At 53.8% G+C, this 14,330-nt stretch carries 12 protein-coding genes, 2 rRNA genes and 1 riboswitch; of the genes, 6 read left to right on the forward strand and 8 right to left on the reverse strand.

Translation table 11 applies throughout. From position 1 onward, the window contains the following. The 3 genes from SB13_RS14960 to metA form a co-directional block, all read left to right on the forward strand. Positions 1-141 (forward strand): 23S ribosomal RNA (locus SB13_RS14960); the annotation flags it as partial. A 104-nt stretch (positions 142-245) separates the two neighbouring features. Beyond that, positions 246-361: ribosomal RNA gene (gene rrf / locus SB13_RS14965) — 5S ribosomal RNA — on the forward strand. A 933-nt stretch (positions 362-1,294) separates the two neighbouring features. Then, the gene (gene metA, locus SB13_RS14970; protein ID WP_026741125.1) at positions 1,295-2,224 is read left to right on the forward strand and encodes a homoserine O-acetyltransferase MetA; all 930 of its coding nucleotides are present in this window, start codon (positions 1,295-1,297) and stop codon (positions 2,222-2,224) included. Between the two features lie 380 nt (positions 2,225-2,604). Here the strand turns inward: metA and SB13_RS14975 are convergent, their stop codons facing one another. Continuing rightward, the gene (locus SB13_RS14975) at positions 2,605-4,059 is read right to left on the reverse strand and encodes a DASS family sodium-coupled anion symporter (RefSeq protein ID WP_026741126.1); all 1,455 of its coding nucleotides are present in this window, start codon (positions 4,057-4,059) and stop codon (positions 2,605-2,607) included. A gap of 231 nt (positions 4,060-4,290) precedes the next feature. Further along, complete coding sequence (gene lysC, locus SB13_RS14980; protein ID WP_026741127.1) at positions 4,291-5,655, reverse strand: lysine-sensitive aspartokinase 3; 1,365 nt, start codon at positions 5,653-5,655, stop codon at positions 4,291-4,293. 115 nt (positions 5,656-5,770) lie between these two features. Then, positions 5,771-5,966: riboswitch (Lysine riboswitch) on the reverse strand. Between the two features lie 174 nt (positions 5,967-6,140). Here lysC and pgi point away from each other — a divergent pair. Both pgi and SB13_RS14990 read left to right on the forward strand, forming a co-directional pair. Then, on the forward strand, positions 6,141-7,793 hold the full coding sequence (gene pgi, locus SB13_RS14985) for a glucose-6-phosphate isomerase (RefSeq protein WP_026741128.1): 1,653 nt from the start codon (positions 6,141-6,143) through the stop codon (positions 7,791-7,793). A 200-nt stretch (positions 7,794-7,993) separates the two neighbouring features. Beyond that, complete coding sequence (locus SB13_RS14990; protein ID WP_026741129.1) at positions 7,994-8,338, forward strand: DUF4156 domain-containing protein; 345 nt, start codon at positions 7,994-7,996, stop codon at positions 8,336-8,338. A 67-nt stretch (positions 8,339-8,405) separates the two neighbouring features. Here the strand turns inward: SB13_RS14990 and epmB are convergent, their stop codons facing one another. Further along, complete coding sequence (epmB, locus tag SB13_RS14995) at positions 8,406-9,452, reverse strand: EF-P beta-lysylation protein EpmB (RefSeq protein ID WP_026741130.1); 1,047 nt, start codon at positions 9,450-9,452, stop codon at positions 8,406-8,408. A gap of 35 nt (positions 9,453-9,487) precedes the next feature. On the opposite strand from epmB, the gene efp reads away from it, so the two are divergent. Continuing rightward, positions 9,488-10,054 (forward strand): elongation factor P, encoded by a 567-nt coding sequence (gene efp / locus SB13_RS15000; RefSeq protein WP_026741131.1) that lies wholly within the window; start codon positions 9,488-9,490, stop codon positions 10,052-10,054. Between the two features lie 72 nt (positions 10,055-10,126). Here the strand turns inward: efp and blc are convergent, their stop codons facing one another. From blc to frdA, 5 genes are all read right to left on the reverse strand, one after another. Further along, positions 10,127-10,678 carry an outer membrane lipoprotein Blc gene (gene blc / locus SB13_RS15005; RefSeq protein ID WP_026741132.1) on the reverse strand — a complete coding sequence of 184 codons (552 nt, stop codon included), beginning with the start codon at positions 10,676-10,678 and terminating at the stop codon, positions 10,127-10,129. 124 nt (positions 10,679-10,802) lie between these two features. Continuing rightward, positions 10,803-11,159: a fumarate reductase subunit FrdD gene (frdD, locus tag SB13_RS15010; protein ID WP_026741133.1), complete on the reverse strand. Its 357-nt coding sequence runs from the start codon at positions 11,157-11,159 to the stop codon at positions 10,803-10,805. A 14-nt stretch (positions 11,160-11,173) separates the two neighbouring features. Continuing rightward, on the reverse strand, positions 11,174-11,569 hold the full coding sequence (gene frdC, locus SB13_RS15015) for a fumarate reductase subunit FrdC (RefSeq protein WP_026741134.1): 396 nt from the start codon (positions 11,567-11,569) through the stop codon (positions 11,174-11,176). Between the two features lie 16 nt (positions 11,570-11,585). Next, positions 11,586-12,320 (reverse strand): succinate dehydrogenase/fumarate reductase iron-sulfur subunit, encoded by a 735-nt coding sequence (locus SB13_RS15020; RefSeq protein WP_026741135.1) that lies wholly within the window; start codon positions 12,318-12,320, stop codon positions 11,586-11,588. Further along, positions 12,313-14,109 carry a fumarate reductase (quinol) flavoprotein subunit gene (frdA, locus tag SB13_RS15025; RefSeq protein WP_026741136.1) on the reverse strand — a complete coding sequence of 599 codons (1,797 nt, stop codon included), beginning with the start codon at positions 14,107-14,109 and terminating at the stop codon, positions 12,313-12,315. The genes SB13_RS15020 and frdA overlap by 8 nt, the downstream gene beginning before the upstream one ends. Between the last annotated feature and the right edge of the window lie 221 nt (positions 14,110-14,330).

Here is a 14,330-nt window from a genome sequence, read left to right on the forward strand (position 1 = left end):
AAACTTGCCCCGAGATGAGTCTTCCCTGGGACTTCGAGTCCCCTGAAGGGCCGTTGAAGACGACGACGTAGATAGGCTGGGTGTGTAAGCGTAGCGATACGTTGAGCTAACCAGTACTAATGACCCGAGAGGCTTAACCTTACAACACCGAAGGTGTTTTTAGAGAGACGATTCAGCTTGTTCAAAGATTGGTTCTGGTGGTTGCACGGAGAGAGTGTGTAACGGCTGGAATGAAACAGAATTTNCCTGGCGGCGATAGCGCGGTGGTCCCACCTGACCCCATGCCGAACTCAGCAGTGAAACGCCGTAGCGCCGATGGTAGTGTGGGGTCTCCCCATGTGAGAGTAGGGAACTGCCAGGCATCAAACCCGTAGAAACCCTCAGCGAAAGCTGGGGGTTTTTGCATTGGGGCGAAAAAAGCGCGCGCACCCGCGGCCCGACGCCACGCCGTCACGCCCGCCCGCCTCGTTAGAGGCCACTGGTCGGTCACGTGGGCATGTGCCGCCCCCTCAAAACAGCCGTCGCGATGTGTGTTCATCGTCCTGCCTATCCTCTTTCACTGACCGTGCTCTCCTACCTCTACTATTCGGTATCGCCCTGACCTGCGCTAAATGAACCTCTTCCCTCGCAGGGCATGAAGCGCCGCGCACAGACCCCGTCAGAGAGCGGGGCGCAAACAAGATTGAGGTCGGTCATGAGGGATAACCAAACTTAGCCGCCGCTACGTCGCACCCGGTCTGGTCTACTCTTGGGCACCTAACTTAACTCCCGGTTATCCAGGGATTGAGGTGGGGTGGCGTCAGCTGTTTTATAGGGAACTCGCAATATAACGCGATTGTTATGGGGCCCAGGTTCCCGACTTTCCCTCACCGGGTGCAGCCGATCCGGAATGACATCACCTGCTTATCCGAATGACACGATGAAGTAGGGATCGAACTCATTACAGCCAAGACTGCCGGGCATCAAGCCAGCGTGGTTGAAGGATAGTTGATAGCGTATAGCAAAATATCATCGTCACTCTAACTTTGCCTAGCGAGATAACAGCCTCTATATCACAGATTTCTATAAAGATTTTAGCTCGTGGTTTCGTACTAAACCGTGTTTAGCCGGCTACATTATCTGCACAATGGGGGGGATAGGCACCTGCTTATTCGTAAAAAGCATAAGTACATATCGTTTTGAATGAAAGATTTTCAACTGCACCTGTTCGCTATCGACATCAACTTGGAAAATGGCTATCTTTGGCTGTCTGGAAGTCTAAACGTATAAACGTATGCAGTGAGGTTATAAGGTTATGCCAATCCGAGTCCCCGATGAATTGCCCGCAGTGAATTTTTTGCGCAATGAAAACGTGTTTGTGATGACATCGTCTCGTGCGAAAACTCAGGAAATTCGTCCGCTTAAGGTATTGGTACTTAACCTCATGCCAAAAAAGATCGAGACTGAAAATCAGTTTCTGCGGTTGCTATCGAATTCACCCCTGCAGATCGATATTCAACTGTTACGAATTGATAGTCGTGAGTCCAAAAACACGCCGACCGAGCATCTCAATAACTTCTACTGCAATTTCGAAGATATCAAAGATGAAAACTTTGATGGCCTGATTGTTACGGGAGCCCCATTGGGATTGGTCGACTTCTGTGACGTGGTTTATTGGCCGCAAATTTCACAGGTGGTCAGTTGGGCTAAAGAGCATGTGACCTCAACATTATTTGTGTGCTGGGCCGTGCAAGCAGCATTGAACGTCCTTTATGGCATTCCCAAACTGACGCGTGACGTTAAGCTGTCCGGTGTTTATGAGCACCATACCTTTCAGCCACACGCGCTGATGACGCGTGGTTTCGATGAAACGTTCCTGGCGCCCCACTCACGCTATGCCGATTTTCCCATTGAGGTCATACGCGAACACACCGATCTCGATATTCTGGCGGGTTCAGACGAAGTTGGTGCTTATCTGTTCGCGAGTAAAGATAAGCGTCTTGCGTTCGTTACTGGTCATCCAGAATATGATGCGCTGACGCTGGGAAGTGAATATTTCCGCGACATTGAAGCAGGGTTAGACACCGTTGTTCCTGTGAACTACTTCCCGGATAACAACCCCGAAAAAGCGCCTAAAGCAAGCTGGCGCAGTCACGGGCATCTCTTGTTTTCAAACTGGCTGAACTATTACGTCTATCAGATCACGCCGTTTGATTTACGTAATATGAATCCTACGTTGGATTGATATTCTTTATTCAGGCACCTGCGGGTGCCTTTATATTCTCATTATTTTTCTCACGTAATCCCCCTTCTTTTTATCATGTTTTATCGCAGTATTTATTCCCCAAAATATTGTGCGTGGAGAATGCCAGCTCGCATGAAAATTGCGCTTAACGGGTTTAGATGAATAAGAATGACGCGGTTTTATCTGCCTGTAGATTTAAACTGGGAAAGGGAACACCCTGCTGCAGGGCAGGTGGATAACACGGTTCTGGGCTGATGATGAGTTGCTAAGTCTTGCCGAAGAAGATTCTGGGCCTGTCGGGGAATAATGAGGTCAACACAAGCTGCTTTGCAATAAAAAAGGGGCGCTAGGCCCCCGACGGAATTAAATATCGTGCGTGATTAATACAGACCTATCACCTTCCACCATAACAAGCCGGCAGACATGAAAATGGCCTGATTGATCAGACTGATAATGAACCCCGTTCGCCACCAGACGCCGGTTGGCACATAGCCTGCGCCGAACAGGATGGGACCACGGGCATGCGTATACTGGGTGAGAGAACAGTACAGGCTGCTGGTGAACGCCAGCATCAGCGCCATCGGTACTGCAGGAATATTCAGGTTGATGCCCACGCCCAGGAACACGGCATAAAGGGCGGCAATTTGCGCATTTCCGCTGGCGAAGAAGTAATGAGTATAGAAGTAGGCGGCATTGAGTAGCAGTAGCACCAATACCCAGCTGGTTCCCTGCATCATATGGCCGATGCTGTTACCGATGAGATCGCCGAACCAAGTGGTGAAGCCCAGATTCTTGAGCTGGTTCGCCATCATCAACAGCGCCGCAAACCAGATCAACGTATCCCAGGCTCCTTTCTCGCTTTTAATATCATCCCAGCTTAAAACGCCGGTCAGCAGTAAGAAAGAAAGACCGACGAAGGAGGCGGTTGTCGCATCAACGCCCAGTTTGTCGCCGAAAATCCACAGCACTAACAGAATCAGCACGGTGGCAGCCATCAGCCACTCCCCGCGGCTCATGCTACCCATCTTTTTCAGTTCGGCTACGGCGAGTTTAGGAGCGTCAGGCGTATGACGAATTTCCGGTTTAACCAGCCAATATACACATAGCGGGATTACCAGCAGGGAGATCAGGCATGGCACCACCGCTGCGACAAACCAACTGCCCCAGGTGATCGTGACGCCGGCGTTGGCCGCCAGTTTTATCGCTAACAGGTTGCCGGTGTAAGCCGTCATAAACATCGCTGCGGTGATGTCGTTGACGTTACCGATACAGGTGACCAGGAACGTACCGATTTTACTACGAGAAGCGTCATCCGGTTTGGAGTCGAAGCTGCGTGCCAGCGAGTCCGCGATAGGATAGATAACGCCGCCGCAACGAGCCGTGTTGCTCGGCATCGCCGGGGACAGAACCAGATCGGCAAAAGCCAGCCCGTAAGCCAGGCCCAATGTGCGTTTGCCTAGAAGACGGATCATCTGGAGTGCAATACGCCGCCCCAGGCCGGTTTTGATGAATCCTCTGGCAATCATGAAGGCAACGACGATCAGCCAAATCAACGAACTGTTGAGATCGCTCAGCGCCGTCTGGATGGAGGCGCTAGGCGTTTTGTCGCCCGCCGCATAGGTCAAGGCAAACAGCGTGATGCTGATGATACCGATAGCCCCTATCGGTAATACGTTTGCCACGATACAGACAATGGTTGCGACGAAAATCACGGCAGAGTGCCAGGCTGCGGGAGTCAGGCCGGTGGGAGGAGTAAGTTGCCAGAAGAAAGTTGCAATAATGACAATGACTACTAAGGGAAGCCAATTCAGGCCATAAGACGTTTTGGTCTTCATCCGTTTTCCTTACAAAGGTCTGAAGATATTGCGCGTATGTAGCCCTAATATCGGTTAGGGAGTGAACTAAGAATAACGCTAATGAATAACTGGGAAAGTGAAAATATGCGTCTTATTGACGTAAGGAGTTTTTAAAGTATTTATTTTAGAGCCTTCATTGACGAAACGGCAATGAAAGGAAATAGACGATGACCGGTATTAAGCGGCCGGCCATCAGGAGAGAGGAAAGTGTTATTCGAACAGATTGTGGTGCAGCGTTTGAACGACCTGTTCGGCGGCGCTGGAAGGTACCAAGAAGCACAAATTGTGGCTGCTGGCGCCATAACAAATTAGGCGAATATTAAAGGGTTCCAATACGCCGAATACCTCTTTGCCCACACCGCAAGCCTGTGACAGTTTATTGCCGATCAGGGCGACCAACGACATGTTCTCTTCCACTTCAACGCGACACAGTGAAGACAGCTCCGTCAGCATGGCGCTGGACAGCAGGCTGTCGCCGGTCGATGTCGATCCGGTCGTATCAAGCGTGAGTGCAACGTTCACTTCGGACGTGGTAATCAGGTCCACGGAAATATTATGACGCGCCAATATGCTGAAAACTTCCGCCAGAAACCCCCGCGCATGCAACATGTTTAGACTGTGCAGCGTCAGTAGGGTTTGCTTGCGACGCAGAGCCAGCGCGCGAAACAGCGGGGGATGTTCTGTTCTGTTGCAGACCAGCGTTCCCCCTGCGGCGGGATCCTTACTGGAACCAACGAAGACCGGGATATCACTGCGTACGGCCGGTAACAGCGTGGCGGGATGCAGCACCTTGGCGCCGAAGGTCGCCATTTCCGCGGCTTCCTCGAACGTAATCTGATCGATGCGTTTGGCCGCGGGCACCACGCGCGGGTCGGTAGTGTAAATACCGGGAACGTCCGTCCAAATATCAATCCGGCTGACGTTGAGGGCTTCGCCCAGCAGCGCGGCCGTATAGTCACTGCCGCCGCGTCCCAATGTGGTCGTACGCCCTTTGGACTCGCTGCCAATAAAGCCTTGCGTAATGACGAGGCTATCGGCAAGACGAGGCAGCAACTGCTCACGGGTCAACGCTCCCAGCGCTTCGCAGTCAGGCTCGGCGCGGCCGAAGCGGTCGTTGGTACGCATGATTTTACGTACGTCGAACCATTCGGCCTCGACGCTGCGTTCCCGTAGGATCTCGACGAACAGCAGCGTGGACATCAGCTCGCCGTGGCTGACCAGTTCGTCGGTCAGTGCGGTAGAGGNGGCTAACGCCGCCGCTTCCGATAGCCGGGAGATGTTATCCAGCATCCGGTTGATCTCTTCACGGATGACGTCCGGCTGCGTCAGACGATCGACAATGGCATATTGAATCTGGCGGATTTTATTCAGATGCAGGTCGCGTTCTTCTAACGTTACGCCCTCCGCCAGTGCGACGAGTAGATTGGTGACGCCGGCAGAAGCCGACAGCACAACGACGCGTACCTGAGGATTGGAAAGCACCACGTCGGCGCTATGGTTCATCGCGTCAAAATCAGCGACGCTGGTGCCGCCGAATTTGGCAATAATCAACGCGTTTTGTTGTTGAGCAGACATTTCTAAAACCTCGTGTCAGGAGACGGCATCGCTGAAGCGTGGCGCCGTCCATCGTTAAGCCTGTGCACAAGGAAAGAGCGATAAGCAGGGAGCAGACGTAGAGAGAAGCTACGATACACCCAGAAGCGCTCCACCTTGCTGAACATCCTGCGTGCAGAATGAGCTGGTGACAACCCAGGGGATTCAGCCCCTGTGGTCGATGAAATCAATGCCGTCGTTGATCTCATCTCGGCGACGCTCCCCCTCGGGTATCTTCTTCGGAAAACGGCTCCTCCGACACCTTACCTGGGCGACGCACCTCTTCTGGCTTGCGAACCCAATGGGCTCGTAAGTAGGCCATTACAAATAACGGGTTACGCGGCGGCTGTCAATGATTCGCCGGGTTCCCTGCGGGGCATTTCGCAAGAAAAGGGATCTCAAGCGGGGCGTTAAGGGATACAATCTCTTGATTACTGACCATTCATTCTTAGACAAAGAGTACCGTTATGAAAAATATCAATCCAACGCAGACGGCCGCCTGGCAAGCTCTGCAGCAGCATTTTGCCGTGATGAAGGACGTTCAAATCAGCGATCTGTTTGCCCAGGATGATGCCCGCTTCAAGCGGTTTTCCGCGACCTTTGACGACCTGATGCTGGTGGACTACTCAAAAAACCGTATCACGGATGAGACGCTGGAAAAATTGCAGGCACTGGCGCGCGAGACCGATTTGGCTGGCGCAATTTCGTCCATGTTCTCCGGTGAAAAGATTAACCGTACTGAAGACCGCGCTGTTCTGCATGTTGCCTTGCGTAACCGCAGCAATACCCCGATCGTGGTCGACGGCAAAGATGTGATGCCGGAAGTGAATGCCGTTCTGCAGAAAATGAAGCAGTTCAGCGAACGCGTTATTGGCGGCGACTGGAAAGGGTATACCGGTAAAACCATCACTGATGTGGTGAACATCGGCATCGGCGGTTCCGACCTGGGCCCGTTCATGGTGACGGAAGCGCTCAAGCCTTACAAAAATCATCTCAACATGCACTTCGTCTCCAACGTTGACGGTACTCACATTGCTGAAACGCTGAAAACGCTGAACCCGGAAACCACGCTGTTCCTCGTCGCGTCTAAAACGTTCACCACTCAGGAAACGATGACCAACGCCCACAGCGCACGTGACTGGTTCTTGAAAGCGGCGGGTGACGAGAAATTTGTCGCCAAGCACTTTGCCGCGCTGTCCACCAATGGCAAGGCCGTGGGCGAGTTCGGGATTGATACCGATAACATGTTTGAATTCTGGGACTGGGTCGGCGGTCGTTACTCTCTGTGGTCCGCTATCGGTCTGTCTATTGTATTGTCTATCGGCTACGACAACTTCGAACAGCTGCTAAGCGGCGCTCACGCGATGGATAAGCATTTCGCATCCACGCCTGTCGAGCAGAACCTGCCGGTATTACTGGCGCTGATCGGCATCTGGTACAACAATTTCTTCGGCGCGGAAACCGAAGCGATTCTGCCGTACGACCAGTACATGCACCGTTTTGCCGCCTACTTCCAGCAGGGCAACATGGAGTCCAATGGTAAGTATGTTGATCGTAACGGCGCGCCGGTCGATTACCAGACGGGTCCGATCATCTGGGGTGAACCTGGCACCAACGGCCAGCACGCGTTTTATCAGCTGATCCATCAGGGAACCAAGCTGGTTCCTTGTGATTTCATCGCGCCTGCCGTCAGCCACAACCCGCTGAGCGACCATCACAGCAAACTGCTGTCCAACTTCTTTGCGCAAACGGAAGCGCTGGCGTTCGGGAAATCCCGTGAAACGGTCGACGCAGAGTTCGCCGCCGCCGGTCAAAAACCGCAGGATGTGGAACACGTTGCGCCGTTTAAAGTGTTTGAAGGCAACCGCCCGACCAACTCCATCCTGCTGCGTGAAATCACGCCGTATAGCCTGGGCGCGCTGATTGCGCTGTACGAACACAAGATCTTCACGCAAGGCGCGATCCTGAATATCTTCACGTTCGATCAGTGGGGCGTTGAGTTGGGTAAACAGTTGGCCAACCGCATCCTGCCGGAACTGCTGGATGATTCTGCGGTGAGCAGTCACGACAGCTCCACCAACGGCCTGATCAACAACTTCAAAAAATGGCGTCAGGCATAATTAGCCGGGCATGAGCCATGCTGCTCGCGCGGCCCGTAGCTTTGCCGGGCGAGCAGAAAGCGACAGACAGGCGGGGTGGTCTCTCTAGGCTCAACCAGAGTGTGGGAAAGAGAGCCGATAGGCCCGTTATCGTGACATCGTGGTACCTGCTATCGAAACAATGACCGTCAGACCGCGATTTTAATCATCTCGGAGGGAACATGCGGATTCGTATTCTTATGGCAGCAGCCGGCGCTTTGCTGGTGGCCGGATGTAGCTCGACTCATTCGCTTACCCCCGCAGGGCAGGCGGTGCGTTTTACGGATAGCTTGCCAGGCGCGGAATGTCAGCGGCTTGGCGTTGTGACCGGCACTCAATCCAACTGGTTGTCGGGCAACGGCGATGAAGGCAGTTCGATGCGGGGCGCGGCTAACGACCTACGTAATAAGGCTGCTGAGATGGGAGGGAATGTTATTTTCGGCGCGACGTCGCCGAGTGAGACGTTCCTGTCCAGTTTCGCTCCGTTGGATAGCAAGATGCAGGGTGAGGTTTATAAGTGTCGTTAACGACCACGATGTAACAAAAGGGGCCGACGAACGTTTTCGTCGGCCTTTGCTTTATCCAGCGACTGTTTTATCCGGCGACGTCGTCCTGATTTTGCCGCATGCCAAGGTCCAGCGGCGTCTTGCTGGCTTCTCCGCCGATCTCTCGCGCCAAGCGGGGTACCAGATAACCTGACACCAGCGTCATCAGCGTTTTAACGATGTTTCTCGCCTCATCATCCGGCACCAGAAAATGCGCAGCTCCCTGCACTTTATCCAAGACATGCAGGTAATAAGGCAAAATCCCCGCGTCAAACAGTGCGTTGCTGAGCGTAGCGAGCGTCGTCGCATTATCGTTCACGCCGCGTAGCATGACGCTCTGATTCAGCAGCGTGACCCCCGCCAAGCGCAATCTCGCCATACTTTGTGCTACGTCAGTGTCGATTTCATTCGCGTGATTAATATGCGTGACGAGCACGACACGCAGTCTGGATTGCTGAAAGCGCTGGCATAGCGCGTCTGTGATCCTTGCGGGGATCACCACCGGTAGTCGGCTATGGATGCGCAGGCGCCGAAGGTGGGGAATGCTTTCCAATTCGGCGATCAGCCAGTCTAGTTCGTGATCTTTTGCCATCAGCGGATCGCCGCCGGAAAAAATGATCTCATCCAGTTCAGGATGTTGGCGGATGTAGTCCATTGCCTGCCGCCAGTTAGATTTATTACCCTGATTATCCTGGTAGGGGAAGTGGCGACGGAAGCAGTAGCGGCAGTTGACGGCGCAGCCGCCTTTAACCAGCAGCAGCGCACGGTTACGGTATTTGTGCAGCAGGCCGGGAACGACGCTGTCCTGCTCTTCCAGCGGATCGTGACTGAATCCGGGTGTCTCGATAAATTCCTGCGGCGCAGTGATCACCTGCAACAGCAGCGGATCGAGAGGATCGCCTGGCTGCATCCGCGCGGCGAATGCGCGGGGTACGCGCAGGGGGAAAAGTCTGCGGGCATCACGTCCTTTTGTCAGCTGAGGGTGCTCTTTGAGTGCGAGAATGTGGAGTAATTCATCCGGATCGGTAATAACGTCGGCGAGTTGCTGTAACCAATCTTCTCCAGACAGCGTATTTCGGGTTATAATGTGTGCCATTTTTTGGCTAAGTTACCAGTAATAAGAGGACCAACATGGCGTCTTATAGTACCAATGAATTCCGTTCCGGTCTTAAAATCATGCAGGACGGTGAGCCGTGTGCGATCATTGAAAATGAATTTGTTAAGCCGGGCAAAGGCCAGGCGTTTAACCGTGTAAGAATCCGTAAGTTGATTTCCGGCAAAGTGCTGGAAAAAACCTTCAAATCCGGTGATTCCGTTGAAGCGGCGGACGTCATGGATATGAACCTGACTTACCTGTACAACGACGGCGAGTTCTGGCATTTCATGAACAATGAAACGTTCGAACAGCTGGCTGCCGACGCAAAAGCGGTTGGCGACAACGCCAAATGGCTGGTTGAACAGGCAGAGTGCGTACTGACCCTGTGGGACGGTGCTCCGATCGCCGTTACGCCGCCGAACTTTGTTGAGCTGGAAATCACCGATACCGATCCGGGCCTGAAAGGCGATACGGCGGGTACCGGCGGTAAACCTGCGACGCTGACGACGGGCGCCGTGGTCAAAGTTCCGCTGTTCGTTCAGATCGGCGAAGTGATTAAAGTGGATACTCGCTCCGGCGAATATGTGTCCCGCGTAAAATAATCTCTCCGCATTATACCGCTGCGTTTCTGCAGCGGTATGATTCATACCGCTGGATCCCGGCACCGAGTCCCGTCAATGCTTCGCCCCCGCAACATCCTCATCTGATTGATTAACCCAAATAAGTTGTTCCGTGTCAAAACCATAGCGTCTGGCGGTTGTCAGCAGCGCTTGTTTCACCGCGTCGTCCAGCGTGGGCGTGCGAGATAAGATCCACAGATAGTTGCGGTTAGGCCCGCAAATCATGGCGTAGCGATAAGCCTCGTCCAGCGCTATCACATTATAGCTACCGTAAAATGGCCCGAAAAATGAGACCTTCAGCGATGCTGTCTCGGGATCGCCAGTCAAATATCCTTTCCCCGTACTTTCTTTCCAACGCTGCTGCTGCGAATTAAAGCCGCGATTGGTCACGGTAATGCCGCCGTCCTCACGCGGGTGATACGTCGCCGTCACGCGATCTAACCCGCGTTCGAAGCGGTGGTCGAGACGGGCAATTTCGTACCAGGTGCCGAGATAGCGGTGAATATCGAAGTTTTTTACGACATCGACGTTCTCCGGCGGCGTCGTACTGCAGGCGGAGGAGAGCAATGACGTCATTGCCGCCACCAGCGTTTTCCATCTTTTCATCGGGTTTTGTCCTCCATGGATAAACCATGGTTTGAGAGTGATGACGTTAAGGGTAGGAAGCGTTTGGCGGACTGGCAATGAAAAACGGCCTGCACAGGCAGGCCGTTGCTTTGGGTACGGGGTTTTAGAGCGTGACGAGCCCGATAACGGTGACGACCGTCAGAATGGCGGCAAGTCCGTAAAAGACCCATTTCCCTGCTGGCACGTGAATTTTGAGGTCGTGCATGGCGTGATGGATGCGGTGCAAGCCGCACCAAAGGGGCAGCACGATCATCAGCAGCAGGAACACCCGGCCAATAAGGCTATGGCTAAATGCCGAAATGCGGTCGTAGGACAGTGCGTCCGGGAACAGACCCATTGGCAGCAGAATACCGACCAGCAGGACGATGACCGGCCCGAAAATGGCGCTCCACATGCCACCGGCGCCGAACAGCCCCCAGAAAGGCGGTTCATCGGAACGTTTTGGCGTTTGATTAATCACGTTATTCCTCCTGATCAGTACAGCAAGGCGATAGCCAGTATCGCCAGCGTGACTATTACGGTCACGATCCACAGCGCTTTAACGATCGGCTCCGGACCCATCTTTTCATCTTTGATCACGATAATGGTGGCTTTTGGCGCCAGATCGAACCAGGTTTTGGTCTGGAGAGCCGCCGCCAGCAGCGCGATGATGTTGATGAACAGCACCACGGGGTTTTGCAGGAAGCTGACGAAGCCCGCCCAGCCTTCTACGCCGTGTTTCAGTGCGAAAACGCCGTATAGCAGCACGATACTGAACCACACAGCAGGAACCGCGGTTCCTTCGCGCAACATATAGAAGCGGTAATATCCCAGCTTCTGCCACCAGGTCGGCGTCATGCCACGGACATACGCTTTACGTTTGGTTGTCATTGTTTGCCTCCCTCTCTTATTGTGGTTTCAGCATAGCGATCATGAAATCTTTGGCGCTTTCGACCTTGCCTTGCTGGATGGCAGCGGCGGGATCGACGTGCTTCGGACACACTTCGGAGCAGTAACCGACAAAAGTACAGGACCATACGCCGTTATCGCTGTTCAACTGCGGCATACGCGCTTTCTTACCGTGATCGCGGTTGTCGAGATTGTAGCGGTGCGCCAGCGTAATGGCGGCGGGGCCGATGAACTCCGGGTTCAGACCAAACTGAGGGCAGGCGGCGTAGCATAACCCGCAGTTGATGCAGCCGGAGAACTGATGGTATTTCGCCATCTGCGCCGGTGTCTGATTGTTGGCGCCGTCTTCCGGTTTGCGATCATTGCCGAGAATATACGGCTTGATGGCTTCCAGACTCTCAATGAAGTGAGTCATATCCACCACCAAATCGCGCTCGATAGGAAAGTTACCTAGCGCTTCCACCTTCAGGCCGTCGGTATAGTCGCGCAGGAAGATCTTACAGGCCAGCTTCGGCACGTTGTTGACCATCATGCCGCAGGAGCCGCAGATCGCCATACGACAGGACCAGCGGTAAGACAGATCCGGCGCCAGGTTGTCTTTGATATAACCCAGCGCATCAAGCAAGGAGGTCTGCTTGTTGTACGGCACTTCATACGTTTCGAAGTGCGGCGCACTGTCTTGCTCGGGGTTGTAGCGCATGACTTCCATTTTCAGGGTTTGCATCTCAGCCATTCGCTTGCTCCTTCTTACTTTTCTCCTGAGCATCGGCTTCACCGCCGTAAACGCGTTTCGCTGGCGGCAGTTTGGTGATCTTCACATCGCTATATTCAAGACGCGGAGCACCGTCCTGGCTATGGAACGCCAGCGTATGCTTCAGGTAATTTACGTCATCGCGTTCGGTGCAGCCTTCGTCTAGACGCTGGTGGGCGCCGCGGGACTCTTTACGATTGATCGCGGAGTGCGCCATACATTCCGCCACATCCAGCCCATGGCCGAGTTCGATGGTGTAGAGCAGGTCGGTGTTAAACACGCTGGAGTGGTCGCTGATTTTGACGCGTTTGAAACGTTCTTTCAGTTCGGCCAGCTTATCGACGGTTTTTTGCATCAGGTCGGTGGTGCGATAGATACCGCAGCCTTCTTCCATCGTCATTCCCATCTCATCACGAATTTTCGACCAGCTTTCCGTGCCTTCCTGATTCATTAGATCATGCAGCTTCTTCTCCACGTCGCGTGCCTGCGCATCCAGCGCGCTGGTATTGGCGGGCGTCGCTTCCTGAGAACGTCGTACTGCGTGTTCACCCGCCAAACGGCCGAAGACCACCAGCTCTGCGAGGGAGTTGGAGCCCAGACGGTTGGCGCCGTGCAGGCCGACGGAGGAACATTCACCGGCGGCAAACAGGCCTTTGATACGCGTTTCACACTGCTGATCGGTTTCGATGCCGCCCATGGTGTAATGCGCGGTAGGGCGAATCGGGATAGGTTCTTTGACGGGATCGACGCCGACGTAGGCTTTGGCGAGTTCGCAGATGAAAGGCAGGCGCTCTTTCAGCTTCTTCTCACCTAAGTGACGGAGGTCGAGGTAGACCACATCGCCCAGCGGGGTAGAGATGGTGCGCCCGGCGCGCCACTCATGCCAGAACGCCTGAGAAACCTTATCGCGCGGACCCAGCTCCATGTATTTGTTTTTCGGTTGACCCAGCGGCGTTTCGGGCCCCATGCCGTAATCCTGCAGATAGCGGTAGCCGTCTTTGTTGACCATGATGCCGCCTTCGCCGCGGCAGCCCTCGGTCATCAGGATGCCGGAGCCGGGCAGGCCGGTTGGGTGATACTGCACGAACTCCATATCGCGCAGCGGCACGCCGTGGCGGAACGCCATACCCATGCCGTCGCCGGTGACGATGCCGCCGTTGGTGTTATAACGGTACACCCGTCCGGCGCCGCCAGTCGCCATAATGACGGCGTTGGCGCGGATCTGCACCAGTTCGCCTTCCATCATGTTGATGGCGATGACGCCGCGCGCATGGCCTTCATCGACGAGAATATCCAGCACGAAGTGTTCGTCGAAACGCTGAATTTGCGGGTATTTCAGCGAGGTCTGGAACAAGGTGTGCAGCATGTGAAAACCGGTTTTGTCCGCCGCGAACCAAGTTCGTTCAATCTTCATACCGCCGAAACGGCGTACGTTGATCGAACCATCTGGTTTACGACTCCACGGGCAACCCCACTGCTCCATCTGGATCATTTCACGTGGGCACTCGTGAACAAACTGGTCGACGACGTCCTGTTCGCAGAGCCAGTCGCCGCCGGCGACAGTATCCTGGAAATGGAAGTCAAAGCTATCGTGATCCTGAGTGACCGCAGCCGATCCTCCTTCTGCGGCCACGGTGTGGCTCCGCATTGGGTAGACTTTTGAGATCAGCGCAATCTTCAGTTGGGGATTAGCTTCGGCTGCAGCAATTGCTGCGCGTAAGCCAGCGCCCCCGGCCCCGATAATGGCCAAGTCGGCATTAAAGGTCTGCACTGCATTCCTCCAGTTACATAAGTTAAATAAGATAAAATAAGAAATTAATGCGTAATGCGAATATTGGATTTATTTCTGCCCAGTTTTTAGTGAGTTGGGAGGGGCAGAAAAAAAGTCTGACGGCCGAGGATAACCGTTAAATCACTCTTTTTTGTGTGGAAATGATTATAGCTATTTAAAGGTAGCTGAAATTTGATGTGATCCAGCATTTTGCTGTTTTT

It is taken from the genome of Lonsdalea quercina subsp. quercina (genome assembly GCF_000688695.1).
GTDB classification, from domain to species: Bacteria; Pseudomonadota; Gammaproteobacteria; order Enterobacterales; family Enterobacteriaceae; genus Lonsdalea; species Lonsdalea quercina_D.

What these genes read in the sequence shown, in the direction of transcription:
- metA (WP_026741125.1), top strand. Translation starts at nt 1,295, where the DNA reads ATGCCAATCCGAGTCCCCGATGAATTGCCCGCAGTGAATTTTTTGCGC.
- SB13_RS14975 (WP_026741126.1), bottom strand. Translation starts at nt 4,059, where the DNA reads ATGAAGACCAAAACGTCTTATGGCCTGAATTGGCTTCCCTTAGTAGTC.
- pgi (WP_026741128.1), top strand. Translation starts at nt 6,141, where the DNA reads ATGAAAAATATCAATCCAACGCAGACGGCCGCCTGGCAAGCTCTGCAG.
- SB13_RS14990 (WP_026741129.1), top strand. Translation starts at nt 7,994, where the DNA reads ATGCGGATTCGTATTCTTATGGCAGCAGCCGGCGCTTTGCTGGTGGCC.
- epmB (WP_026741130.1), bottom strand. Translation starts at nt 9,452, where the DNA reads ATGGCACACATTATAACCCGAAATACGCTGTCTGGAGAAGATTGGTTA.
- efp (WP_026741131.1), top strand. Translation starts at nt 9,488, where the DNA reads ATGGCGTCTTATAGTACCAATGAATTCCGTTCCGGTCTTAAAATCATG.
- blc (WP_026741132.1), bottom strand. Translation starts at nt 10,678, where the DNA reads ATGAAAAGATGGAAAACGCTGGTGGCGGCAATGACGTCATTGCTCTCC.
- frdC (WP_026741134.1), bottom strand. Translation starts at nt 11,569, where the DNA reads ATGACAACCAAACGTAAAGCGTATGTCCGTGGCATGACGCCGACCTGG.
- SB13_RS15020 (WP_026741135.1), bottom strand. Translation starts at nt 12,320, where the DNA reads ATGGCTGAGATGCAAACCCTGAAAATGGAAGTCATGCGCTACAACCCC.